This is a genomic window from Nostoc sp. ChiQUE01b (genome assembly GCF_034531255.1).
Classification (GTDB): Bacteria; Cyanobacteriota; Cyanobacteriia; order Cyanobacteriales; family Nostocaceae; genus Nostoc.
Window position 1 is genome coordinate 1 of record NZ_JAVRBM010000061.1, and the last position, 25,052, is coordinate 25,052.

A 25,052-nucleotide genomic window follows, 5' to 3' on the forward strand; every position below is an offset into this window, starting at 1 on the left:
TAGGAGTTAGGAGTTAGGAGTTAGGAGTTAGGAGTTAGGAGTTAGGAGTTAGGAGAATTTCCCCCATCTCCCTCATCTTCCTCATCTCCCCCATCTCCCTCATCTCCCCACTCCCCACTCCCCACTATTTTGGTGAGTTAAACTACTAAAGTTAAGCACTTAGCCGAAAAAGGTGACAAATTTAGCTATAGCTTGTTAATCTCAAGTGACAGCATTAGAAAATTCTGTCACTAGTTAATCATAAAAGGAATGCCACGGGGAGGGCTTTAGTGATTCATATAGACCAAAAAACCTATACAACCCAAGACGGAAACACTGTTATCGTCTTGACACCATCAGGCCGTCTGGATATCACCACTGCTTGGCAATTTCGCCTGAAGTTACAAGAGTGTATTTCCAAACTCAGTCGCCATGTAGTTGTAAATCTGGCTCAGGTAAATTTTATTGATAGTTCTGGTCTTACATCTTTGGTCGCTGGAATGCGTGATGCTGATAAAGTCAAGGGCAGTTTCCGCATCTGTAATGTACATCCAGAAGCCAAGCTCGTGTTTGAAGTGACGATGATGGATACTGTTTTTGAAATCTTTGAAACAGAAGAGGAAGCTTTAGAAGGTGTACCTCGTAGCATTGCTAGCTAAAAAAGAGTTAGAAGTTAGGAGTAAAGACGCGACGCCAGTCGCTACAACGGGGAGCCACTGCGGTCTTGGGGTTTCCCCAAGTGGAGCAAGTGGCGTGGGAACCCCCGCAACGCGCTGGCTCATTAATCGCGTCTGTACAGGAGTTAATTCAAAATTCAAAATTCATAACTCATAACTCATAACTTTATCTTATTGAATACTGATTTCGCTTGGTGTAGCGATAAGGCCCCATAATCGCCCCCCAGGTTGCTTTTCCAGTCGCGGGATCAATTCCTTTGTCGTAGCTGTGAAATTCTGTTGCTGTAGCGGCAAAACCTAAAGAAACATAGAGGCTATTGCCAAGATAAGTAAAGCTACAACGAGTCTCTGGTAGTGGGGTAGCGGTAAACTTATAGCGATCGCCAGCTAGTTTCTCTTGAGTAACTGTTAGGATACAACCTGGTAGTAAATCTAATTGTTCGGATGTCAGTGTGTTTAGTAGAGCAGGGTTATTACCTGCGCCTTTTAATGCACCTGGATCTTGAGGCATATAATATTGTACTTCCACAGTTGCGTCAGAGTCGCTGCTTTGACGCAACCGGATAATTCGTTGGCGGTAAGGTTGATCTAGGGTAATAACGTTAGCCTGTTCGGCAAATAAGGTGATGCTATCTTCTGTGAACAGATTAACTGGTCTTTGCCACAGGCACAGGTGGACATACCAAACTGGTTCTGCTATGGCTTGTTCTTGATTATCAAATTCACCAGCTAGGTACTCACCTAAAGCAATTAACTGTGGCGAGAAGTTCATAAGTATAATAAATAAATCATTAAGGATAATAATTTTTGGCTAGTTTTTGAGGAGAAAAGGTCTTATTTCCTGTAACTACCAGCTTATAAAATACTTCTGATATGTATATATTGTAAATGAAACCGTCACCCGCTAAAAGCTCAACTTGGCAAAGTAGCCTTTAAGCGAGAAAATAAAGATACGTCGCCCTTAACATTTCTTTTTTCTTTGTGAATAACGTCCGTACAGTCTCTGATACAAAGCGAACTTTCTACAATCTTCACACCCGTCCGATCAACACTATTTATCGTCGGGTAGTAGAAGAATTGATGGTGGAAATGCATCTGCTGTCAGTAAATATTGATTTTAGCTACAATCCAATTTATGCCTTGGGTGTCGTCACTACTTTTGACCGCTTCATGGAAGGCTATCAACCAGAACGGGATCAAGAATCAATTTTTAACGCCTTATGTCAGGCTATAGAACAAGATCCGCAACGCTATCGACAGGATGCGCAAAGATCGCAAACTGTAGCTAAAGGTTTGCCAGTTAAAGATTTAATTGCGTGGCTAGGCCAAACTAGTTACTTAGATCGAGATGCTGACTTGCAAGCAAACCTGCAAGCGATCGCCAACAATCCTAACTTTAAATACAACCGTTTGTTCGCAATTGGTGTATTTTCGTTATTAGAACAGTCAGATCCCGAATTAGTCAAAGACGAAAAGCAACTCACTGAGGCGCTGAAAGCGATCGCTGCTGGACTGCACCTCTCTGACGACAAACTCAACAAGGATTTGGAGCTATACCGTTCTAACCTAGACAAAATGGCGCAAGCGCTAGTGGTAATGGCAGATATCCTCTCAGCCGATCGCAAAAAACGCGAGCAACGTAAACAACAATCAACTACCCCAGTTGCTCCCCCAAGTTCCAACGAATAGTTAGGAGATGGGAGTGAGAAGTGAGGAGTGATGAGTTAGGAATTGTTAATAACTCTTAACTCCTAACTCCTAACTCCTCACTTTGAACTCCTCACTTTTGATTTTAGACGCCCAATATTTTGTAGATTAAGCTGTTAATTATAGTCAGCGTAAATGCCCCAATAACAGCACTCCAAATCCCGTAACGCAAGCGAAACCCCTCTACTAACCAAGCAGCAATACTAAAACAAACCACGGCAATCATAAATGTGAAAATGCCAGATAATAAGTCCAATGTGAGTAGATTTGGTACTGCAAAAATGAGGCTTAAAATCGGTCTGACTATTGCCGTCACGATACCAAGCACTGCGGCAGAAAGAAACGCTTTACCAGGAGTATCAATTTCAACTCCCAAAGGCAACTTACTAATTATCAACAAGCTGATAGCTGTTACAACCCAAACAATTAAAAGCGTCACGATATTCATGCCACAACCCCTGATATTAATTCGTAATTCGTAATTCGTAATTTGTAATTGGGACACACTGAAAGACGCTTGATCTAAGCGCTTTTCAATCTGTTAACCTATTTGGACATCCTTCCCCAATTTGGTATCAAATGTGGATGGTAATTGGTGATGAATTGCTCAGTCTATAGGTGGAAAAATCTTTAAAGCTCAACCAATTATTTGTAAATTAGCAGCTTTTTTTCCTCTAGCCAAGATTTATTCTAGATATCTTTAGGTTTGGGAAAAGGCTTGAAAAGGGACAAGGGGAGCAGGGGAGCAGGGGAGAAGGGGAGCAAGAAAGAAGTTGCAGTAAGTCTTTCCCCTCTGCCCCTCGTGCCCAATGTCCCTATCTCATCTTTTAAGAGGAGGTTGGGTTTGTTTGGGTGCTAGAGGCGCTTGAGGTGCTGGTGAGTTAGGAACCACGGGAGAAATACCAGGATTGATAGGATTGATACCTTGCCCAGTTGGAGGCTGAGTGATGCTAGGAAAGGGTACAGAAGAATTAGGTGCTAAGGGGAATTTTGGGGTAATATTTCCTTCGGGATTGATGCCTGGAACTGGTGCAGCACCAGGATTGATTGGGAAAGAGGGGACAGTAGGCTGGTTAGGTAAGTTTATGGATGGTTCAGATGGGCCAGGAATAATTCCCAAAGAAACGCGATCGCCTCCTACTTGTCGTAGCAAGTCCAATGTCTCAATCACATCGTTGTAAGTTGCTGTGCGCGAAGCATTCAGCACGACAATGGCACTGGGGTTTGCTTGGAGATACTGTTTTAACCTCTGTCCCAAATCTTCCTGTTTTACAGGCTGTTTTTCTATGTAAGTATTGCCCACAGCATCGATAGTTACAATCAGACTTCCACTCTGTGACGTGATTCCAGAGACTGTACTGGGGCTGGCTTTAGGCAAATCAACATTTATTGCCTGTTGGCGTGTAAATTGTAAAGCCGCTAATAAAAAAAACGTCAGGATACAAAAAACAACATCAATTAAAGGGATGATTTGAATTTGGACTTCTTCAATTGGAGTATGTAGGTTAACTTTCATGTCTCACTCTCAAGCCTGGTTCAGGGGTTGAATTATTAATTATTAATTAGGTGTATTTGGGGGTTCAGGAGGTTCAGAAACTCTAGTCTTTCCTGGCTTGCGGGGTGGAGTAAAATTTTCTGCCACAATTGCTGATGTCCTATTGCTAAAGTCAGGAGGAGACTGGCGATAGAGCAATTCCATCTCATTCCCTGCCTTCCGAAAAACTTTGACTTGGTTGACTACAAAACTTTGAAATAGGCGGTAAAATACCAAACTAATGATGGCAACTATTAGCCCACTTGCCGTACTAATTAAAGATTCACCAATACCAGTAGTCACCCCAGCGGTAGATTCAGTTCCCAAATCGCCAATCCGAATTGAGCGCAGAGAGTGGATTAAACCCAAAACTGTACCCAACAATCCTAGCAACGGCGCTAAGGCAATTACAGCTTCTAAAAGTTTTTCGCCCCTTCGCATCCCAGCTAATTCGTCTTCTGCCGTAGCCTCCAGTGCTAGTCGAAAGGTTTCCGCATCACTTTTGGCAAAACGTAGAGGGGCGTAGAGAAAACGCCCGACGGGCTGATGGCTTGCTTGTCTTGCTATGTCCGCAGCTACTTCCCAATTATCCTGGGCAGCATCCAAGATGCGATCGACTATTTGCTTTTCTTGAGTCAAAATTCGTAACCAGAACCACAAACGCTCGAAAATCACACTCAAAGCCAGAATCGATAGAACTAGCAATGGCCACATCGCTGGCCCACCCTTATAAAACAAATCTAAAATATCCACTGTTTAAGTTTCCTCCCTCCACGACTAAAGCAAATGTGTTAAGGCATTTTAATTCTAGAGATTAATGCAAAATGAGGGACTTCCAAAATATAAATTTCAGGGTAACCTAAAAAAACAGTGCAAGGATGACGTATTTCACTGAGACTGCTGTACAAACTTGCTGCTGGGTAAGCAATTGAATGATAGATCAGTAATTTTTGGCATACTTTTGCTAGACTTCCTTGTAATACCAATTTGAAAATAAGAATGCAATACATAGATAAGACCCCACCCAACCCTACCCAAGGCTTCGGGGAAGGTGCGCGTCAGTGAGGATGGGGTGTCGGCCGCAAAAATTTTTTGAATTGATATAACCTAAAGTTTCACCACAGGATATTTTCACGTAAAGGAGAGCAAATTTTGGCAGCAGTCCGAGTCCGCCAGCATGTTAATCCACTTGGTAAAAAGTATCAAACACCAGCAAGTCCCCAAGACTGGGAAAAAATTTATGCAAACCTAAATCAACCACTACATTTAGATATTGGCTGTGCTAAGGGGCTGTTTTTGTTGAATATGTCCAAGATAGAACCTAACTGGAATTTTCTCGGCTTGGAAATTCGGGAACCGCTGGTGGTGGAGGCGAATAAGTTACGTTCTGAGTTAGGTTTAACAAACCTGCACTATTTATTTTGCAATGTGAATAACTCACTGCGTAGGCAAAGCCCGCCGCAGGCATCGCTTTTATCTTCCTTCCCTCCAGGAAGTTTACAACGCGTTACAATTCAATTTCCCGATCCTTGGTTTAAAACCCGCCACGCTAAACGTCGTGTAGTTCAACCAGAACTAGTGGCAGACTTAGCTAATTATCTCGCGGTTGGAGGATTGGTCTTTCTGCAATCAGATATGGAATTTGTGGCTGTAGAAATGCGCGATCGCTTTGCTATTCACCCAGCTTTTGAGAAAATTGGTACAGAAGAATGGTTGGCTGAAAACCCGCTGCCAGTTCCTACAGAACGGGAAATAGGTACGCAAAAAAAAGGTGAACCTGTTTATCGGGCTTTGTTTGAAAGGGTGAGAAGTACAGAATAGAGATGTTTATAATATCAACTCTATTCCCCAATTTTGAATTTGAAGTTTTATTAAGCACTCTGATAAATATTTATTAATATTATTTAAGTTTTGCTTATTATATTTTTATTAAACATTGTCCATGATTGGAAAATTTTTTGGGACATAAATGTTTTATTAAAGGTCAAAATTTTAATTAAATATTCTCTGATAATTGGTAAAAAAGTCTGCTGCTGAAGTATTCATAGAGATATAACTTTTATTAATCAATAGTTATTAATGAAAGGTTTTAAATTATTGTTTAGTGACATAAAAGGTTTATTTATGTCAGTTTATAAATTTTTAAAACATAGTTAAATCTCTTATTACTATGCTTAAAATATATATAGGCTAGATAATTACAGTACTTAATCATTAAGCCTATATCTAGTTATATCTTCAGAGGAAAAGCACAATGGAAAGGAATAAAAAGAATTCAAATTTTCAATTTGATATTAGCAATCTGATTGATAATGCTGTTAACAATGCACTAGCACGACGTAACCAAAATCAGGATTTAGAAGATGCTTTGCTAACTCTGTCTGATGAAGAAATGGCAAATGTTGCAGGTGGTATTGCAAGCGTTGCAAGTGTTTCTCTTGTGAAAGAGCCGATCATTGCTGGTGGTATTTCTGTGAAAGTACCGATTACTTGTGGAATAATTGCACAAAATAACCTTATCTGAAAGCACAAGTCTTTGAAGTTACCAGTCAGTATTAAACTCTTGGACATTTAATTTGCTTATTTAAGTTGATGGAGAGCAGTTCAACTCAAAACTAGGTGTAAATCTCCATCAGCTTAAAAATACAATTCACTGCTGGTGAAGTGATTCATAATGATATGATATAAACTTTATTAATAAATAGTTACTAATGAAAGTTTTCAAATTATTGTTTAGTGACATAAAAGGTTTATTTATGTCAGCTTATAAATTTTTAAAACATAGTTAAATCTCTTATTACTATGCTTAAAATATATACAAGCTAGGTAATTACGGTACTTAATCATTAAGCCTATATCTAGTTATACCTTCAGAGGAAAAGCACAATGGAAAGGAATAAAAAAAATTCAGATTTTCAATTGGACATTAGCAATCTGATTGATAATGCTGTTAACAATGCACTAGCACGACGGAACTCCAATCAGGATTTAGAAGATGCTCTGCTAACTCTGTCTAATGAAGAAATGGCAAACGTTGCAGGCGGTTTTGTAACGGTAACAAAATTCAATCCAATCATTGCAGGTGGTATTACAGGTGGTACTGGTGTGATAGAACCGATTAGTGATATTCGTGTGATAAAACCGATTATTTGTGGACTAATTGGAGACCAGAACTTGATCTATTGATCTGAAAGCACAAGTTTTTGAAGTTACCAGTCAGTATTAAACTCTTGGACATTTAATTTGCCTATTTAGGTTGATGGAGAGCAGTCCGACTTAAAACTACGTATAAATCTCCATCAGCTTAAAAATACAATTCACTATAGGTTCAATTTATGGAAGACATCGCTACTGAAAAGACTACACTTTGCCCTAGTGCAAGACCAGAATGGCAGGACAGTGTTGTTTTCGGCGTCGTTGGTGGCACAGTCACAGAACCCCGCGTAGCTTATCTTAAGCACCCCCAACCTGTCACAGATGAACTGATAGCAAAGGCTAGTCCAGTAACACCCACTGAAATTTTTCGGACGGCTGCACCCTGTGCAACTAAGGGTTGCCAACATTTTGATGGTAAAGATTGTCGTTTAGCAATGCGAGTTGTAGAAAATTTGCCAAAGGTAGTAGAGGATTTACCACCTTGTTCCATACGCCGAGATTGCCGATGGTGGCAACAAGAAGGCAAGGCAGCTTGTATGCGTTGTCCACAAGTTATTACAGATAACTACAATCGCTCTGAATTACTGCTTAAAGTGGCGACACCAACTGTTAGTTAACTGATATCTTGCACCATTCTCAATAACCTTCAGTAAGGCACAAAACATAAGGTAAAAATGTGGAGAAATGAAACTCAGAATAGAATCCAGTAAAAGAATAGTAGCCATCAGCAAAACTGGTAGTGGTTTTGGTGGCAGCATTTGGACTCGTTAGAGTTGTTGCTCTAACTGAGAAAGGTACTGGCGCTATCTAATCAAACAATTTACGCAGTATCAGTTGTGTTTAAATAATTTCAGGAGAATATTATGTCCGTAGAAAATGTTCAAGCCTTTTATGCAAGGCTAGCAAGTGATGAAGCTTTCCGCAATCAAATGCAAGGGGTTACAAGTAAGGATGAATGTAGCCAACTTGTTAAAGGCGCTGGCTATGATTTCACTCAGGAAGAGTTTGAAGAATATACGGCTCAATTGTTGGAGTCAGAGGCTGCTGAGGGCGAACTCCAAGATTTAGGTGAAAAAGAACTGGAAGCTGTTGTTGGCGGACTTATTCAAAGCTATAACCTATTGATTTATGGAGCACCAAGTGGTCTCTGGAATAATATTGATTGTCCGCATAAGCCACCTGGTTCCCAGCTTGCGTATGGAGTTATTCAGTCAGATATTTCCCAGATTGCCTAATTAGTATTTTTAAGAATGAAGGAAGCAAGCTGTTCTTGAACTCTTGAGGCTCTTTAGGCTGAGGGAGAAAGAGAATTATTGAACAATAACTCTTTGATCTGACTTTTCCCGTTAAGTCGTGAAACATCCAGATAGCAAGGGTTTCATACTACAGCTAATTATCAACAACTTAATGTTAATGACAATGACTCACGAGATAATAGGACTTTGCGATAGGCGTATAGTAAGCGATTGCTCCGCCAAGAAGATAACGGGAAAAGTCAGTCTTTGATAGATAGTAATTTCAGCAATTTCAAGGAGAAAATTATGTCCCTAGAAAATGTTCAAGCCTTTTATGCAAGGCTAGCCAATGATGAAGCTTTTCGCGCTCAAATTCAACGAGTGACAAGTAAAGATGAATATAGCCAAATTGTCAAAGACGCTGGCTACGATTTTACCCAGGATGAGTTTGAAGAATATACGGCTCAATTGTTGGAGTCAACTGATGGCAAGGGTGAACTTAAGGATTTAAATGAAAAAGAACTAGAAGCCGTTTTTGGTGGGGCTTCATCAATTATTGGGAAGTCTCCTATACAACAGATATATGGACTTCCTGTTTGGCCACCGATTGATTGGGGTAAGCCACCTGATGCTCACCTTATGTATGGAGTTATTGTGTCAGATATTTTAGATAACAGTTTATAGGGACAAATAGGGATATATTCGTCCTTTTCTCAAGAAATTAATTGAGGCTATTTTAATGACTTATCGTCGAATTAGTTATGCAGTTTGGGAAATTACATTAAAGTGTAATCTAGCTTGCCAGCACTGCGGTTCTCGTGCTGGTCATACAAGGGCGAACGAACTTTCTACAGCAGAAGCCCTTGATTTAGTCAAGCAAATGGCGGAAGTTGGAATCACTGAAGTAACCATGATTGGTGGTGAAGCATTTCTGCGTCCTGATTGGTTGGAGATTGCCCAAGCAATTACCAAAGCTGGGATGCTTTGCGGTATGACTACTGGAGGTTATGGTATCACTCTCGACACAGCACGCCGGATGAAAGAAGCTGGAATTAAAGTGGTATCTGTCTCAGTTGATGGCTTAGAAGCAACTCACGATCGCCTCCGTGGTAGAGTTGGCTCTTGGCAATGGGCGTTTAAGACTATGAGCAATCTTAAACAAGCAGGTATTCCCTTCGGTTGCAACACTCAAATCAATCGTCTCTCTGCACCAGAATTTCCTCGTATTTACGAGCATCTGCGCGACGCCGGCATCTTCGCTTGGCAAATTCAGTTGACTGTACCAATGGGGAATGCAGCAGATAATAGCGAGATTCTACTGCAACCCTATGAATTACTAGATGTATATCCGATGATTGCTCGTGTTGCTCAACGGGCAAAGCGAGAAGGGGTGCAAGTACAGCCAGGGAATAATATTGGCTACTACGGGCCCTATGAACGGATGCTGCGAGGAGGAGATGCTTGGTCTTTTTGGCAGGGATGTAGTGCTGGGCTGTCTGCTATAGGCATTGAAGCCGATGGTGCTATCAAAGGTTGTCCCTCACTACCTACCACAGCATACACTGGGGGTAACATCCGCGACTATTCACTGCGGACAATTATTGAAGAAACTGAAGAACTACGGTTTAATCTCGGAGCTGATACTCCTAAAGGAACATCACACTTATGGGGTTTTTGCAAAACTTGTGAATTTGCCCAACTCTGTCGCGGTGGTTGCAGTTGGACTGCTCACGTTTTCTTTGATAAGAGAGGCAATAATCCTTATTGTCATCATCGCGCCCTCACTCAGGAAAAAGGCGGTATTCGAGAGCGAGTTTTTCTTCAGCGTCGGGCGGACGGAAACCCCTTTGACAACGGGGAGTTTGCGCTAATTGAAGAACCGATAAATGCTCCTTGGCCTGAAAACGATCCGCTTCATTTTACTAGCGATCGCATTCAATGGCCAAAAGGTTGGGAAGAAGAACCAAATCTAGCATCATCTTTAGTTAGTTCTAGTAATTAAAAACTGCAAAATCCCATTTCTATGAATAATATCTCTACTGATATCCCTTCAGAAAACACGACTGTTCCCGACTCTCAAGCAACCCTATTACCTCGTTCACCTTGGAATAGTCAACTAGCTTATTTGAGAGTGATTTTTCGGGCGAAGAAAGCTCTAGACCGCATCGAAAAAGAAGCAGGTGTTTTGAGAATTGAAAACTAGTTAGATTATATCCAAAAATTACTTAAGCTTGATTACTTCTCTTTTTTAACCCAAGGTAAACTTGGGTTATTTTTTATGATGCTTTCTATTTACTATTATTAAAAATTTTTGGGACATAAATGTTTTAATTTATTTTAGTTTTGATAGGGTTTTCAAATATTTCATTTAAAAAACAACAGCAGATTTGAAGACTCGACGGAAATAACATATATTGTTTAAGTATTTGCTATTATAAAACTCCAGTTTGATCAATAAATATTTTTCAGATAAAACCTTTGCTGGGCAAAAATTTTAATCTCAGTATACTTTCCAAATTCCAGTCGGATTCCTCTAGTCCATAACTGTATTATTTGTGTCTCTTTTATAGCAGATAAAATATTGAAAAAAGCGAATAAATCCTATATTATTTTAATTAATTAGATGAAGCAATTAAAAGTCTAATTCAAGCAATATAAGTGTACTAAAGGAAACCTAGAAAAATGGCAAAAATTCAAATCAATGATCTGACTCCGGCTCCGGAAAGCTATTTCACCCAGCTAACAGATGCCGAAATGAATTCAACTAAAGGTGGTATAATTATTGAAATACTTGCACTATTAATTTTGGCAGAAATTATTTTCTAGTAGGACACCAGCCTTAATTACCTCCTTTGCTTCAAAACTTAGACTCGCAGCAAACCCCCAACTATTCTGAGGAGTTTGCTGTGAGGCTCAAAGAAGTAACTCTAGAAGCCAAACTTTTAATTTTATGAGTGAAATATGCAATAAATGTAACTACATTTACACACAATACAAACGCGATCGCATATTCTCGAAAACTTGGTTGACTGATTCTAGTGACATCAACATTTTATTGCTGTCGTAATCAACTGTTACCGAAAAACAATGATTTTCTACTGGCATATAAATAATACATAGTTGACAAATTCAGAGCTTATGACATTTTTATTAAATTCTCATAATGTTTTCGATTATTTAATTGAACAAGGGTTATGTAATCAGTCCGAGCAATCACCCAGCAAGGTAGAACCACTTACAGCCAAAAATTTTAATTTATTACTGAGTTGGTCAGGCGATGTCTACGACGGGCTACGCCTACGCAAACTTCTTGTTAAACAAGAACGACATAATCAGGAGGGAAAAGCGGCTGGTGAATTTTTAAGTGAGTGGCGAATTCAAGAGTTATTACAACGATTTCCAAACCTTGGCAACTACCGCTCATTTTTACCAGAGGTACTGCATTTTGATGCCGAGAATTCTATTATTGTCTTTAAATATCTGGATAATTATCGGGATTTAATGGATTTCTATACTAAGGAAAATAGCTTTCCTACAGAAATCGCTACGGCAATTGGTAATATTTTAGGGACTATCCATCGTGATACTTACAACCGCCAAGAATATCAGGAATTTTTTTCTAAAAATTCAAATAATTTAATGGTTGATCAAGTATCACATTTAGTTCGGAGATTGGAACGGGTTGAGCCGGAAATTTTTGGTCTAGTTCCTGGTGATGGGTTAAAGTTTTTTACTCTATATCAACGTTATGATAGCTTGGGGCAGGCTATAGCTGAATTGGGTAATGCTGTAACGCCCTCTTGTCTCACCCACAATGATTTGAAACTAAATAATATTCTCTTGTACAAAGATTGGCAGAATTCCACTAACAATATTATCCGCCTAATTGATTGGGAACGCTCGACTTGGGGAGATCCAGCTTTTGATTTAGGAACACTTATTAGCAGCTATGTACAAATCTGGCTGGGTAGCTTGATTATCAGTAATTCTTTGAGTATTGAAGAGTCTCTACGCTTGGCAATAACACCTTTAGAACTACTTCAGCCTTCAATTGGGACGTTAACGCAAGCTTATTTAAACACTTTTCCAGAAATTCTAAAACACCGCCCTGACTTCTTGCAACGGGTGGTACAATTTACAGGTTTTGCTTTAATTCAACAGATTCAGGCGATGATTCAATATCAAAAATCTTTTGGCAATATGGGGATTGCTATGCTTCAGGTTGCTAAGACGTTATTAAGCCGCCCTATACAATCGATGCCAACAATTTTTGGTGCTGCTGCTGTTGAATTAACTCACCTGAGTAGTTCTGCTGTTTAAATCATTTTGTTATTACTAAAGTAGTTATGCAATTATTAAATTCTCCTCAAACTCAGCTAGAGACTGGTTTAACTGGGCAATTACTGGATGTTCTGCAAGATATTGTTCGGAAAATTGAGATAAAATCTGATTTTTCCATCCACCATCCAGATTACAAACCTTTGGAATTACCATCTGAGGCAGTTGAACGTTTTCAGAAGATGCCAACCCAGATGCAACAGAAATATCTGAGTCTGCAATTGCGGAGTTTTCTTTACGGTATCTATTACAACGGTTCTATACGAAGTGCACTGGCACTAGATGGGCAGGGAAATGGTTTGCCCCTAGATTTGGAGAATAATACTGTTTTAGGGGTAGATGTGGGGTTTTATAAGCGATTGCATGAAAGTAATTTTGGAGAGGGCTACTTTGACCCTGGTTGGTCTGTTTTGAGAGAAGAAAGTGATGGCAGTTTAGCCGTGACTAAAGGCGGTTTGACGCTGCATATTCAACGGAATAAGCATCTTCAACCTACTGAAGTGGCAGCTGTAGTAGGTGATTATGTGGCTATTCAGATGCCGAAGAATCGAGTACAAAATGGCTTTTATATGGCCGTTGGCAATACAGGCTTCAGTCGTATTGAAGATGTGAAAATTCAGCCTGTAACTGTACGAATTTATATCAATGTAACTTCTGAAGGTGCTGTTGCAGTGATGGGTAGTTTGACACAAGAACTGAATGAGTTGGCAATTCCCTTCAGCTTTAAGGTTTTGTATAATCCCAAAGAATACCAACGCTATGATTCAGGGGTGCTTTACTTTGACAAGAGAGACTATGAAGTTGTTAGGCAAGTATTAAAAACTGTTTATCAAGAACACCAATTGCATTTTAAGTCAGAAATTCCTTTATTTACCAAACAAATAGCGCTAGGGTTGGGGTTAGCAGAAGAACCAGATCAAAAATTTGCTGTTCAAGAAAGTTTTGGCATGAATCGCTGTCAGATTGTAGCAAATGGGTTGTTAACAGCTTGGTATCAAGAAGATAACTCAACTGAAGGGCGAATGCAGGCTATCCGTGAACAATTTTCTTCTTTGGGAATCGAATTGCATCGTTCATATCTTAATGCCAACTCTGAAGATATTTATCCACTTTTATAAGTATAAAATTTTCATTACAAAAGAGACTAAAAAATGTTGAAAAAGTAATCAATGCTGCTTCTGTATTAGTATTAATTACTTTTTGTAATTAAAAAACACTACTCTGGTGCGTTAAAGCTGCGCGTAACGCACTCTACAATTTAAGGTTTACTTTATAAATCATTTCTAACACCAATTTTAAAAATGATGGCGACACATGGACAGAGAAAACTAAGATACACTCCGTTTGTTTATTTCAATCTGACTTTTCCAGTTACTGACGACATAATTAGTGTTTCAGGCTTTCTCAAAATAGCGATCGCAAGCTGCTTGTTAAGCTAATAAGCATTTAAGTTGCATAAAAGCAGGGCTGAAGCCCTTACTACAAGCGAATCAACCTGGAAAAATGAATGACGATTAGCTTAAACAACAACGACACAATCAGCAAGGGGGATCGCCTGCTCAATTGGCGTTGCTGGGATGGCTGTCTTGATCGCTTTGAATACATCACTGCTTTGTATCGTTGGAGACAGCAATGATAAATCCTTGCAAGGACTGAAACTTAGCTAGCGTAGCATCTAAATAATAATTAAACCCCAGTCAGCAATGACTGAGGTTAGCAACTTTATCACTTCAAGTATTTGGAGTTAGTTGTTTACACAGATGAATTGATTCAAAAGAATACTTTTGTTACTTAAGACTACTAAAACAACGAGGGATGGCGTTACTAGGGTTACCATAATAATCCAAAATTTCATGAGTCCGCTTCACCATCGACTCCATCAAGATTGTCATATTCTTCTTTACCACCAATTGTTCTTCCGGTGAAACATAAGGAATTTCCGCAAGCAGCACCCTTGTAATATCTTCATGTTTTCCTTCCTGATTGATTCCAGCGTGCAGCAAAATGGGTTTATAAAATTCAACGGGTAGTTCTTTGGCTTGACACTGCTGTTCAAACAATTCATGGAACGCCTTATCGTCTTGCTCAAATAGCATCAACGCTGCTTTAAAAGTCAAAGAATGCTGGGAAGCAAACACTCCCAAGCTGGAACAGACAGCAAAGGTCATTGGTAAAGGTTGCATCTTCTCCAATTGCTCTGGTTTAATTCCCACACTATTCAAAGAATTCTCAATCAAACGCTCATGGTACAATTCAGAAACAAAGAAATCCTGTAAAAGTTTTTGCGTATTTCTTGATTCATAATTGGCTAAGGATGGAGCCAGGAGTCTCGGGCACAGATGGGTAACATGATAAGATTCCAAAGCATAGCCAATCAACTGCTCTTTGGTGATTGTCCCATCAACCATTTTTTGGGAGAAGGGAGAGGGCGGAAATTGCTGCTTCAGGTATTCCAAAAATCGGTATAACTCTCGGTAAAACTGTTGTCCATTGACATTATGTGATTTTACCTTTCTTTGAGTCTCCATCAGAAAACCACGGCGAGTAAAATCCATCAGCAATTCTGGAATATCCTCTTGAATTCCCGGACATACTTGAGCCAACTGCTCGAGTGACAAACCACCAATCTGCAAAAGTCTGAATAATGTAACTATCTCCTCGTGATCCTCTAGCGGAATCGTGATGGAGCATCCTTGATTGCCATAACGAATTTCTACCTCGCTATCCTGGAATTTTAAAAATACTCTATCTTTAAAAAGGGGCTGTTGCAATAAAACTTGAGTCAATGACATGATTACTTACCTGGCTTAAATAGTTGGAATTCGTCGTAGTAAATCACTAGTGTTGGAGTAGTGGTTCCAGATAGCTTTATAGAAATTGTTGTAAATTTCCACAAACAGATAAATTTGTCTCCGCAACCTTTGACTCATTTCTTCATTAATGTGGGGTATTTCTTGAAAGATGTGACGAGTTAAGCTTTCCGACTCACGATTGAGTTTTGTGGTGATCAATTGTTTAATCATTTTGATAAAACAAGAGTCAAGTTCAGCCTGCTCACAAAAATGAATATACGACTCAAAAGCTTCTAACGTCTTCTCTGCTAAGACTCCTTGGATACTCAATAAAAAGAGCGGATCAAAGTTTGCCCAATATGCTAAACCATTACACATTGCCATTGTTTCTGTAAGTGGTATTGTTTCTATCAGCTTATCTCCAGTAATACCAATGGTATTAAGCGCTGCCAGCAACAACTCATCTTGACCGTATTTTTGAAAATAAAGTTCTTTAATTAATTGTTGAATTTTTGTTGAACCTTGGAAACTAAGTATCGGAGAATATAAAAAACAATTATGGCAAAATAAGTGGTAATACTCTATAGCAAAACCATACAGTATATTGATAGGCAAATCACCTGTTGTTAAATTGATAGCTTTGTAGAAGTGATTTTCTTTTAAACTCTTGTTGAACAAATTATTAGTCAAATCTTCCAACTCTAAAAGTGCATCAATACCTGAAGTAACCCTCAACTGGACAACATCATCGATAAAACCCTGTCTGTCTAAATTATGAACAATCTCATTAATAGCTTCAGGGTTCTTAGGATAGATGATTTCTTGTATTTCACTCAGGCTACGACTACCGTCCATCATCAAGAGAAGTTTTTCTAACCTTTCTCTTAATTTATCATTAACCTGAAAAGCAAAATGTCGTCCATTCTGAGAAAGAATGATCTGCTCTTGATAGAGATTAACTTGACAGGTTAATCGAGGATACATTTCTGTAATCTTCTGATTATACAACTCAATTTTTTTATCTGTCGTAAGGGGTTTAATCGGATTTTTTTTACTCTCGGTAATTGTAGATTTAGACATAAAACTACTCTCTCACTTGTGCTTATTCTTTTACTCAACTTTGAGCGAATGCATCCTCACCTTAATACCTTCGCTCGTTTTTTATATATTTTAAGGAGCGAAGGCATTTGCTCAAATAAGCTTATAAGATGACAGGCGTATACGGGTTTACAGGAATCCCAATAGTACAGCCATAAGTAAGAAACGGTTCATTAACCACTGTAAGACGAATTGTAGCAACATATGTTTCAATTTGAACTACATCTAATCCACCCATAGCTTTTGCCAGTTCATCATCGCTGATCTCGTTGAGAAAAGTTTCCGAATCTTCAAACAATTCAACGCCACTAGTTTTTAGTTCATTAATTTTAAGCTTTGCCATTTGAGTTACATCCCAATAAATCTATGTTGTTTGAGAAACCAAATAATATTTTTGATTTCTGATCATAGTCTAATGAATCTAATTATTTTTTCTCAAATATTTTATTAATTATCGGGACATAAAAGAAATACTTTTGTCACTTTTGTGAAAATTTAGGTCATCTTAAAATCGTTCAAATGGCTTTCGTTAAAGATTTATTTAAACACTTTGTAGCAGCTATGAAAAGCGATCGCACAGTTTGCAGCAAGTCTCACCTGAGTTCGACAGATTGTAGCAGATAGTATAGGGTCTGCTGCTACTGCCAGAATGAAATAGCTCTAAATTTTTATCGTTCAGTCTAAGAGGATTATTGGGCTGATTTTTTATTGGTTTTTCTAATTTGTAGAAATGAAGTAAGCAGTGAAAAAGGAAAAAGGTCATAAATATTTTATATATGTCATTAAATATTAGGTGCTTTATCAAAATAAATACAATTTTGTTTTTTTTAGAAAAATAACGTAGCATATTTGATAACAAACAAAACCGTAACTGCATTATTTATGGCATGTTTTTGATTGATATAAACCTTGAAAGAATAAATTAAATAAAAGATTATAGTAATAGGAAAAGATAATAAAAAGTCTAATTCCAACTAACACAACTTAACTTAGGAGTAAATTTCAAGATGGCTAATATTACAATCTGTGACTTGAGTCCTTCCGAAAACTCTCTTTGTGATCTAACAGAGGATGAGCTAGCCTATGTGTTAGGTGGTGGTTGGTTTAAGGATGTTCTTGATTTTATTGAGGATCACCCTGTTCTAGTAAGTATTGCTCTAGCGATATTATTTTGAATGAAAAGTGCATAGTTTTAGGCTTGCGGTCTAAGACAGTAAACAATGCCTTCTAATTATTAGAGGGCATTATCTGTTAATGGTTTGAATACTTGACTTTTGAGTTTAATTAAAATTTAAGTTGTCCAATTGCTAAAGTCAAGTTTCTTAGTAATTTCAACTGGCTCAATTTGCTGCTTTATCCAGGCTGTAAACAAATCCTCAAGAATTTGATAGCGCAGCATAGGCTCCAATTCTGGTTTAATAATTTCCTCAACCAAAATTAGATGTACTCCTTTAGAGGCTACGATAGGTTTAAGAACCTGGGGAGGCGTGGCAGCAAAAACATTTGTTGAAATCTCCGGTTTCAACTCCTTGCGTTTGACTATTCCCCGATATCCTCCTTTGCGCCTTAATTCCTTATCTTGTATGTATTTGTGAGCAACATCATAAAAACTCATCTCACCTTCCTTAATGGCATAGAAGAGTTCTATTGCCAAGTCTTCATTATCCAGAACAACTTCATACATGACCACACCAGTATAATCTAGTTGATTTTCAAAGAAATAGGGTTCAACTTTATCTGCAAACAGATAAGCAGCTAACTTTCCAGAAATGACGGTATTGTAGACAATTTCTTCATAATCATCTATACAAAGACTATGTTTTTCCAACCACGCCCAGGTATCATCAGCACTATTGAGTTTATTCATTAACCGGAGTTGGTCTGCTGCTTTCTGAAGTTCCTCAGTCTCTACTTTGATACCCGCCTCAGCTGCGGCATTTGCAATAACCTTACGGGTAACAATTTCCTCAATGAACTTAGGAACTTTGCAGGATAGCTTGACTTGGTAAAGAATATCTTCATTGGTAATGGTAATAGGTTGAGACATGATTTTTCTCTTATGTAGATAGATGAAATTAAACGTGAAATCCATAGATGCTAGATTTGAGGAGGCAAAGCTTCCAATCAGCGCTTCCTACGCAGAGCATAGGAACTATAAATTAGCTGCAAAGCCTATAAATAGACGCTCTACAATTTCACCCCCCCCTGCTGCAACTTCTTAAATGGGTCAAGCAGAAAATCAATAATCCGACGCTGGCGCACAATTACCTCCGCCGTTGCCGTATCCCCAGGATGCAGAGCAATACATTTATTAGCGGAGGGTATACAATTTTCTTTTAGGGCAATTTCTAAATCATAAGCTGCCACCTTTCCATTAGGTGTTTCCACCTCTATGGTAGTAGGTGAAATCTCTAACAATTGTCCTTCCAGCACGCCATAATCCTGAAAAGGATAAGCATCAAACTTTAACTTGACTGGCAATCCTCTTCGCAAAGAACCACTCTCAGTTGTCGCCATTTGTGCCCGAATTATTAAAGGCGAACCTTGCGGTGCAATCTCCGCAATCATTGCTCCAGGCTGCACTACAGACCCAGCCCGTTGTATCGGTAACTGAAACACTCTACCATTGACGGTGGCTCTTAACTCTCGTTGTCCTAACTGAAACTTTAACGAGACAATCTGACTCTTACTTTGAGCAATTTCTGCTTGAAGTGTAGTAATTTCTGTCTCCAAATCTTTCTGTTGTTCGTCGATTTTTAGCAAAGCAAGTTTGTTGGAACGAGTTAATGTCTGATAACTCCTTTCCTGTTCTTTCAATCGCAATAGTGCCTGCTCAATATCTGCATTTGCTTGCCGAATAGTCCGCTTATAACTACTCTGTTGTTCTAATAAACGTAGTTTAGCCTGCTGAATATCTGACTGATTTTGTTCGTATAACTGTTGTTTGTCTTTAGCTATATCTTGCTTCTCGACAACATTAATTTCTGGAATAACCCCTGACTGCCAAAGACTACGATAACGTTCAACTTCCCGCTCGGTACTTGCCAAACTACTGTTTACTAACTTATTAGCAGTTTGACTATGCTCAAGAGTTTGCCGTGCCTGATTTACTTGAGATAATTTTTCGTCTTTTTGTAAATCATAGGAATTCCTCAGAGCATTCATATTCTGTCGCGCTTGATCAATTTGAGCCTGCTTTTCTAACTGTTGAGATTGATTTTGTTGCTGTTGAGTTGTCAAAGATACAACTAACTGACTTTTAGATGAATTTAACTGAGAAAGTCGATTTAATTGTCCCTCTAATTTATCCTGTACCTGTCGTAATTCTGCCTTAACTAATTCCGATTCCAACACTAATAAAGTTTGCCCAGCTTTAACTAGATCACCTTCCTTTACCCGAATTTCGGCAACAGTACCTGCTACAGCAGCATCCAGCCTAACTGTCTTTCCCTTTGGCTCAAGTCGCCCTGTTGCCGTACCCGTTTCATCCACCTTAGATAGCATTGCCCAAGGTAAAATGATTGAGACAAACACCACCAAAAAATACAGTAATCCCCTTGTCCAAACTTGGGGCAAGCTATCAAGTAAATCTTTAGTTGCATAAGCCCAATCATCAGTTGATCTAGCTGGTGTTTGCTCTCTTAAAACTTCCCCGTGCTGTTCTACCTCATAGATTTGGGTTTGAACCCTTCCATTTAATGTGTTTGGCATGATTTTTCCTAATATCAATTTTGGATTTTGGGAGACAACAAAAGCTTCCTGCTTATCTTCTTGTTTCATCCTGCAACATCCAACTGCTGATGATTGAGATAAAAATAATGTCCCCGTTTCGCCATCAATTCTTGGTGAGTCCCACTCTCAATCAACACGCCGCGATCCAGCACTAAAATCAAATCGGCATGACGCACAGTTGAAAGGCGATGGGCGATTATTAAGGTGGTTCTGTCTTTGAGAATTGTGTTTAAATTCGTCTGAATAATCCTTTCTGACTCTGCATCTAGATGGGAAGTCGCCTCATCCAAAATCAATAGCTTGGGATTGCCTAACAACGCTTTAGCGATCGCAATTCTTTGTCGCTGTCCTCCAGACAACATCCCCCCTCCTTCACCAATCTGAGTTTCATAACCCATAGGTAATTTTTTAATAAATTCATCAGCACCCGCCAATCGCGCCGCCTCAATAATCTCTGCCAAAGTTGCCCCAGGATGTGCCAAGCTAATATTTTCCCGAATCGTTCCGCCAAACAAAAAGGTATCTTGGTCAACTACTCCAACCTGTTCGCGTAGAGAACGCAATGAAATACTGGTAATATCCTGCCCATCAATCAACACTTTGCCATCTGTGGGCGGATATAACCCCAAAACGAGCTTAGAAATCGTGGTTTTCCCCGAACCACTCCGTCCCACCAAGGCAACCATTTGCCCGCTGTGTACTTCAAAACTGAGATTTTCTAAAACATTGATATCGCTTTCAGGATGATAGCGAAACGTCACATTGTCAAAGCGAATATTACCTTGAATGGGTGGTAAAGATTGCCGCGCCTGATGCTGCAAATCCTCTTCTGGTTCTGCATCCAACACATCATTAATTCGTTCCACTGCAATCACCACTTCTTGCAATTGATTCCACAAAACTGTTAATCGTTGGAAGGGTCTAATAATATTTCCCAGCAACATATTAAATGCCACTAATTGCCCAATGGTTAGCTGGTTGTGAATTACTTGATATGCCCCAAACCACAGCAAGATGGTAGTTACCAATGCTTCAATTGTGTTGCTGAAAATTTGCAGGCGATTACTGATAATTTGCCCGGAAAAGTTAGTTTTTACTTCTTTACTTAATAACTCTTCCCAATGCCAACGTACTGTCTGTTCTACTGCTGTAGATTTAACTGTTCGTACACCAGAAAGGGCTTCAATCAGATAGCTGCTTTCATTAGCAACAGCGTTAAAGATTTCTCTAGAAATCTTTTGTAAAAAAGGTGTGGCAATCAATGCCAGCAGTAAAAAAGGCGGTATAATCACCAACACTAGTAACGCCATTTTCCAACTGTACCAAAACATCAATCCTAAATAGATAAAGACAGTGACTAAATCTAGCAGGATGGACAACGCTTCACCGGAGAGGAAGCGTTGAATTTTACGGTTTTCTTGTACACGAGAGATAATATCCCCCACATAACGCGACTCAAAGTAACTCAAGGGTAGCCGCAGGGTATGGCGAATAAATCCGACAATTAGTGCTAAATCGAGCTTATTCGCTGTGTGGTCTAACAGATATTGCCGCAACCCCGTCATTGCCACACGGAATAAACTAAAAATCAGCAACCCTAACCCCACCGCCGTTAAGGTTAGTTCAGAACGCTGCACCACTACACGGTCTAAAATTAACTGCGTGAATAGGGGCGTAATCAGTCCAAAAATCTGGATAAATAAGGAAGCAACAAACACTTCCAGCATTACTAAAGAGTGAGGCTTGATCAACTCAAAGAATTGCCAAAAGGGAGTTATAGTCTCTTTGGCATCCTTCAACCAGGCTGTGGGTTCCAGCAGTAGTGTATAGCCAGTCCAGTTGGCTTTAAATTCGGCGTGGCTGAGGGTGCGTTGACCAATGGCGGGGTCGGCGACAATGACGTGTTTGGGGGTAATTTCATAAACAACAATGTAGTGCTTCCCCTCCCAGTGAGCGATCGCAGGCAATTTTTGCTTCGCCAATTGGTCAAGACTAGCTTTCACAGGTCGCGTGGCAAACCCAATACTTTCCGCCGCCGCCGATAACCCCCGCAGTGACGAGCCATTGCGGTCAACGTTGGCGATATCGCGCAGGCGATTGACACTAAAGTTTTTCCCCCAATAGCGAGACACCATCACTAAACAAGCTGCACCGCAATCCGATCCACTCTGCTGGGCAAAAAACGGATAGCGCCGAATCACCCGCTGTAATAAATGCCCGACTCGCTGCGTGGAGTTAGGAAAATAGGCTTTGCTAATCTTTTTCTCGCGTGGCTTTACTGCTGGCGTTGACAAAATCTTCGTTTCATGTATCTGTTCTAAGTCAGATGGGGGATTATCTGAGTCCACCTGTTGAGGGTTACGAGATCGCGCCTTAGCCCACAAATGCTCCCGAATTTGGGGATATTTAGTCATCAATGGGCACAACACTTCACCCGAAACAAAGCACAGTTGCAAGTTTACTGAAGCCCTGGCAGCATAAGGTTTAAAGTTACCTTCCTTAAACAAGGTAAATTCCCCAAATGAGTCACCTGTCTCTAAAGTGGCGATTAACTCATCGGCGCTAGAGAGCAACCTGACTTTACCAGCGATCGCCATATAAATTCCTGGTTGGACATCAGTTCCTTGCCAGAATTTGCCGACTTTCGGGTTGATAAATTTAACTTGTTGAAGACATTGTTGAAATTCCTCTGTTGAAAGAGAATAACCCAGAGTATGGTTGAACTGTTCTAGAGAAACCAACTGAGCGGATATATCTTGCGCCATAAATGTCTGAATCGTTTCCTAATTTTGTGAAGTTCAAAGACAAAAATTCGGAATCATCTGGAATAGCTGCCGATTTCAAGTCACTAATGAAAATTTTGGAACTCTTAGCCTGCTCATTGCTGTTTGCTTCAGAATTGCTGGGTTTTGGTAGTGTGGATAATCCCATCTGTTTGAGTAGCCGCTTGATATGGCGATCGCTCACCTCAATCCCAAATTCTTTTGCCAGATGTTTCCCAACCCAGTTAGCTGTCCAGCGTCGAAAAGCATAGCCATATTCGCGGGGACTACTATTAATCAGTTCTTTCAAACGTTGTAAATACTCATCATTTACTGCCTTCGGGCGACCAAGGGGGCAATCTTGCCATTGGTGCGCCATCCCAGTTCGCGCTATGTGTGTCCAATGCCTTACTGTTGCTGCACAACATCCCAAGCTTTGACAAATTTCCGTTTGGGTTTTTCCCTCATCTGCCAACAACATGATTTCAATGCGTTGGCGGTAGGATTCAAGTAAACTTTTTTGCAAATTTTGTAATAGGAGTTTTCGCTGAAATACTGTTAAATACTTACCAGTATATCCACTTAAGTAGTTAGTTTCAGGTTTACCTTGGTGATCAGACATAAACGTAAAATTGTTAGTTTTGTAAACGCATAAAAGCCTTGTGCTTGGGATATAATTTATCAAGCACTCACAAACAAATCTATTTAGGGGCTAGTGATTACCCTAATAGCGCACAATTTTTTATGTATTATATGTATTGTATGTCAGGTATATATCAAGCTACAAATCATATATGTGAATTCGGTAAATTAACCGTAAAACTTTTATGAAATGTTAGGCTAAATACGACAATCACTGTACATTTTCTTTACAAGTAAAATACTTTTGTAATTCAAAAGGATACACTAGGACTCCATCGGTGAGAGATTAAAATAATCTTTACGTTTGTCAATTAAAAATTATGCTGAAAATTTGGAACAAGCAAAGATATGAAGTTAACTCTTGTACTGAACCAATGGAGTAAGAATAAAAGATGCGTATCAAAATTACGCGTAGGCTAGCAAAAACCGTAGGATCGCCTGCTCAAAAATTGTATTTTCAACCCCAATTTTAGCCCGATTGTAGCGATATTTTAAGTATTATTGCTTATAGGCAGGAGGCAGGAGGGTTTGAGTCTATTTAATTTTTCTTAACATAGTTTTATTTTTCCATACCGCTCTACTTACTTTAAATCTACTTCAAAAAGAGGGACTTATATCATGTCCGCTTGATTACTTATTAAACCCGAAGAACCCCAAAGAGCCAAAGCTACGCGCCAGTCGCTCATGGGGGAAACCCCCAAGACCGCGCTAGCTACGCTTTGTCTCCTCTCGCGAAGAGCGGGGAGGGGATTAAGGGGAGCCAGTGCGGTCTTCTCCCTTGGCGCTAGCCTCTCCCTTTGGGAGAAGGGGAGACGCCAAGGGCGATAGCGCCGGCGGCAAGCGAGTCATCGAGCGTCTGGGGTCTCCCCAAGTGGAGCATCTGGCGTGTGGGGTGCAATGACTGTGGAAATCATAACTAATTATGCGGACATGATATTAAAGCCCAGGATTAAGTGCAGTGCAGGTAATAATACGATTACTGGTGTAAATAATAACAATTTGGTTGACCAAAACAGTGCTGAGTAACTCGGCTTAGATTAAAAAGTAAAATCAACAGACTAGGCACATAGGGTTCCAAGCCCCTAAATTTATTTATGAAAAAAAATAGAAATATTTTTTAAGGGGACTCGACATGCTGTGAAAAAGCGAAAAACGCGGTCTTGGGCAAAGCCCCAAGTGGAGCGATTTTTCAAGACAATGTGTCCTTGTTTCAATCCCCTAGTTTTAACTATGGGGTTATACTCTAAGCCGAGGCACTCAGCACTCAGCACTACTGAATACAGCAGTTTAGGACAACCTGTAATAATCCGACCAGTGGTTATCCAAAAAGATGCAATTGGAACTGACACTTTTAAAGATTTTGTTGAAACTGTCATCGGTGCTATCGGACAACTGAACAG

Annotated in this window: 27 protein-coding genes; 15 read left to right on the forward strand and 12 right to left on the reverse strand. The window is 39.6% G+C overall.

Annotation, left to right across the window (positions count from 1 at the left end):
• Nucleotides 1–269: 269 nt before the first annotated feature.
• Nucleotides 270–638, forward strand: a complete 369-nt coding sequence (locus RMY63_RS29505; RefSeq protein ID WP_094351701.1) for an STAS domain-containing protein — start codon at nucleotides 270–272, stop codon at nucleotides 636–638.
• A 184-nt stretch (nucleotides 639–822) separates the two neighbouring features.
• On the opposite strand, the gene RMY63_RS29510 is transcribed toward RMY63_RS29505, so the two are convergent.
• A complete protein-coding gene (locus tag RMY63_RS29510) occupies nucleotides 823–1,428 on the reverse strand; it encodes a chromophore lyase CpcT/CpeT (protein ID WP_322732113.1) in 606 nt (201 codons plus the stop codon).
• Nucleotides 1,429–1,637: 209 nt separating this feature from the next.
• Here RMY63_RS29510 and psb29 point away from each other — a divergent pair, with 209 nt between their 5' ends.
• Nucleotides 1,638–2,345 carry a photosystem II biogenesis protein Psp29 gene (gene psb29 / locus RMY63_RS29515; RefSeq protein WP_322732114.1) on the forward strand — a complete coding sequence of 236 codons (708 nt, stop codon included), beginning with the start codon at nucleotides 1,638–1,640 and terminating at the stop codon, nucleotides 2,343–2,345.
• Nucleotides 2,346–2,448: 103 nt separating this feature from the next.
• Here the strand turns inward: psb29 and RMY63_RS29520 are convergent, their stop codons facing one another.
• The 3 genes from RMY63_RS29520 to RMY63_RS29530 all read right to left on the reverse strand — a co-directional run bounded on the left by RMY63_RS29520 (nucleotide 2,449) and on the right by RMY63_RS29530 (nucleotide 4,650).
• The gene (locus tag RMY63_RS29520) at nucleotides 2,449–2,811 is read right to left on the reverse strand and encodes a phage holin family protein (protein ID WP_289798955.1); all 363 of its coding nucleotides are present in this window, start codon (nucleotides 2,809–2,811) and stop codon (nucleotides 2,449–2,451) included.
• 372 nt (nucleotides 2,812–3,183) lie between these two features.
• Nucleotides 3,184–3,879, reverse strand: coding sequence for an ExbD/TolR family protein (locus tag RMY63_RS29525; RefSeq protein ID WP_322732115.1), 696 nt, complete (start codon nucleotides 3,877–3,879; stop codon nucleotides 3,184–3,186).
• A gap of 42 nt (nucleotides 3,880–3,921) precedes the next feature.
• The gene (locus RMY63_RS29530; RefSeq protein WP_322732116.1) at nucleotides 3,922–4,650 is read right to left on the reverse strand and encodes a MotA/TolQ/ExbB proton channel family protein; all 729 of its coding nucleotides are present in this window, start codon (nucleotides 4,648–4,650) and stop codon (nucleotides 3,922–3,924) included.
• Between the two features lie 399 nt (nucleotides 4,651–5,049).
• Here RMY63_RS29530 and trmB point away from each other — a divergent pair, with 399 nt between their 5' ends.
• The 12 genes from trmB (at nucleotide 5,050) to RMY63_RS29590 (ending at nucleotide 14,262) form a co-directional block, all read left to right on the forward strand.
• On the forward strand, nucleotides 5,050–5,718 hold the full coding sequence (gene trmB / locus RMY63_RS29535) for a tRNA (guanosine(46)-N7)-methyltransferase TrmB (RefSeq protein ID WP_322732117.1): 669 nt from the start codon (nucleotides 5,050–5,052) through the stop codon (nucleotides 5,716–5,718).
• Between the two features lie 433 nt (nucleotides 5,719–6,151).
• Nucleotides 6,152–6,421, forward strand: a complete 270-nt coding sequence (locus tag RMY63_RS29540; protein ID WP_322732118.1) for a hypothetical protein — start codon at nucleotides 6,152–6,154, stop codon at nucleotides 6,419–6,421.
• Between the two features lie 362 nt (nucleotides 6,422–6,783).
• The gene (locus tag RMY63_RS29545) at nucleotides 6,784–7,083 is read left to right on the forward strand and encodes a hypothetical protein (RefSeq protein WP_322732119.1); all 300 of its coding nucleotides are present in this window, start codon (nucleotides 6,784–6,786) and stop codon (nucleotides 7,081–7,083) included.
• A gap of 149 nt (nucleotides 7,084–7,232) precedes the next feature.
• Entirely contained in the window at nucleotides 7,233–7,670 is a 438-nt protein-coding gene (locus tag RMY63_RS29550) for a nitrogen fixation protein (protein WP_322732120.1), read from the forward strand.
• A 246-nt stretch (nucleotides 7,671–7,916) separates the two neighbouring features.
• Complete coding sequence (locus RMY63_RS29555) at nucleotides 7,917–8,288, forward strand: Nif11-like leader peptide family natural product precursor (protein ID WP_322732121.1); 372 nt, start codon at nucleotides 7,917–7,919, stop codon at nucleotides 8,286–8,288.
• Between the two features lie 306 nt (nucleotides 8,289–8,594).
• The gene (locus RMY63_RS29560; RefSeq protein WP_322732122.1) at nucleotides 8,595–8,972 is read left to right on the forward strand and encodes a Nif11-like leader peptide family natural product precursor; all 378 of its coding nucleotides are present in this window, start codon (nucleotides 8,595–8,597) and stop codon (nucleotides 8,970–8,972) included.
• 55 nt (nucleotides 8,973–9,027) lie between these two features.
• On the forward strand, nucleotides 9,028–10,290 hold the full coding sequence (locus RMY63_RS29565; RefSeq protein WP_322732123.1) for a nif11-class peptide radical SAM maturase 3: 1,263 nt from the start codon (nucleotides 9,028–9,030) through the stop codon (nucleotides 10,288–10,290).
• 21 nt (nucleotides 10,291–10,311) lie between these two features.
• The gene (locus RMY63_RS29570; protein ID WP_322732124.1) at nucleotides 10,312–10,491 is read left to right on the forward strand and encodes a hypothetical protein; all 180 of its coding nucleotides are present in this window, start codon (nucleotides 10,312–10,314) and stop codon (nucleotides 10,489–10,491) included.
• Nucleotides 10,492–10,970: 479 nt separating this feature from the next.
• The gene (locus tag RMY63_RS29575; protein WP_322732125.1) at nucleotides 10,971–11,114 is read left to right on the forward strand and encodes a hypothetical protein; all 144 of its coding nucleotides are present in this window, start codon (nucleotides 10,971–10,973) and stop codon (nucleotides 11,112–11,114) included.
• Between the two features lie 312 nt (nucleotides 11,115–11,426).
• Nucleotides 11,427–12,608: a phosphotransferase family protein gene (locus tag RMY63_RS29580; protein ID WP_322732126.1), complete on the forward strand. Its 1,182-nt coding sequence runs from the start codon at nucleotides 11,427–11,429 to the stop codon at nucleotides 12,606–12,608.
• Between the two features lie 26 nt (nucleotides 12,609–12,634).
• Complete coding sequence (locus RMY63_RS29585; protein ID WP_322732127.1) at nucleotides 12,635–13,744, forward strand: T3SS effector HopA1 family protein; 1,110 nt, start codon at nucleotides 12,635–12,637, stop codon at nucleotides 13,742–13,744.
• Between the two features lie 389 nt (nucleotides 13,745–14,133).
• Nucleotides 14,134–14,262, forward strand: coding sequence for a hypothetical protein (locus tag RMY63_RS29590; protein ID WP_322732128.1), 129 nt, complete (start codon nucleotides 14,134–14,136; stop codon nucleotides 14,260–14,262).
• Between the two features lie 151 nt (nucleotides 14,263–14,413).
• Here RMY63_RS29590 and RMY63_RS29595 read toward each other — a convergent pair whose 3' ends face one another.
• From RMY63_RS29595 to RMY63_RS29605, 3 genes are all read right to left on the reverse strand, one after another.
• The gene (locus RMY63_RS29595) at nucleotides 14,414–15,418 is read right to left on the reverse strand and encodes a pyrroloquinoline quinone biosynthesis protein PqqC (RefSeq protein ID WP_322732129.1); all 1,005 of its coding nucleotides are present in this window, start codon (nucleotides 15,416–15,418) and stop codon (nucleotides 14,414–14,416) included.
• A 15-nt stretch (nucleotides 15,419–15,433) separates the two neighbouring features.
• The gene (locus tag RMY63_RS29600; RefSeq protein WP_322732130.1) at nucleotides 15,434–16,498 is read right to left on the reverse strand and encodes a hypothetical protein; all 1,065 of its coding nucleotides are present in this window, start codon (nucleotides 16,496–16,498) and stop codon (nucleotides 15,434–15,436) included.
• A gap of 121 nt (nucleotides 16,499–16,619) precedes the next feature.
• The gene (locus RMY63_RS29605; protein WP_322732131.1) at nucleotides 16,620–16,859 is read right to left on the reverse strand and encodes a hypothetical protein; all 240 of its coding nucleotides are present in this window, start codon (nucleotides 16,857–16,859) and stop codon (nucleotides 16,620–16,622) included.
• Between the two features lie 664 nt (nucleotides 16,860–17,523).
• On the opposite strand from RMY63_RS29605, the gene RMY63_RS29610 reads away from it, so the two are divergent.
• On the forward strand, nucleotides 17,524–17,691 hold the full coding sequence (locus RMY63_RS29610; RefSeq protein ID WP_322732132.1) for a hypothetical protein: 168 nt from the start codon (nucleotides 17,524–17,526) through the stop codon (nucleotides 17,689–17,691).
• 116 nt (nucleotides 17,692–17,807) lie between these two features.
• Here RMY63_RS29610 and RMY63_RS29615 read toward each other — a convergent pair whose 3' ends face one another.
• The 5 genes from RMY63_RS29615 to RMY63_RS29635 all read right to left on the reverse strand — a co-directional run bounded on the left by RMY63_RS29615 (nucleotide 17,808) and on the right by RMY63_RS29635 (nucleotide 25,001).
• Nucleotides 17,808–18,563 carry a peptidylprolyl isomerase gene (locus RMY63_RS29615; RefSeq protein ID WP_322732133.1) on the reverse strand — a complete coding sequence of 252 codons (756 nt, stop codon included), beginning with the start codon at nucleotides 18,561–18,563 and terminating at the stop codon, nucleotides 17,808–17,810.
• Nucleotides 18,564–18,703: 140 nt separating this feature from the next.
• Nucleotides 18,704–20,227 (reverse strand): HlyD family efflux transporter periplasmic adaptor subunit, encoded by a 1,524-nt coding sequence (locus RMY63_RS29620; protein WP_322732166.1) that lies wholly within the window; start codon nucleotides 20,225–20,227, stop codon nucleotides 18,704–18,706.
• Nucleotides 20,228–20,292: 65 nt separating this feature from the next.
• Nucleotides 20,293–23,013, reverse strand: coding sequence for an ABC transporter transmembrane domain-containing protein (locus tag RMY63_RS29625; protein ID WP_322732134.1), 2,721 nt, complete (start codon nucleotides 23,011–23,013; stop codon nucleotides 20,293–20,295).
• Nucleotides 22,907–23,632, reverse strand: coding sequence for a helix-turn-helix domain-containing protein (locus RMY63_RS29630; RefSeq protein ID WP_322732135.1), 726 nt, complete (start codon nucleotides 23,630–23,632; stop codon nucleotides 22,907–22,909). The genes RMY63_RS29625 and RMY63_RS29630 overlap by 107 nt, the downstream gene beginning before the upstream one ends.
• A 1,108-nt stretch (nucleotides 23,633–24,740) precedes the next feature.
• A complete protein-coding gene (locus RMY63_RS29635; protein WP_322732136.1) occupies nucleotides 24,741–25,001 on the reverse strand; it encodes a hypothetical protein in 261 nt (86 codons plus the stop codon).
• Nucleotides 25,002–25,052: the final 51 nt, after the last annotated feature.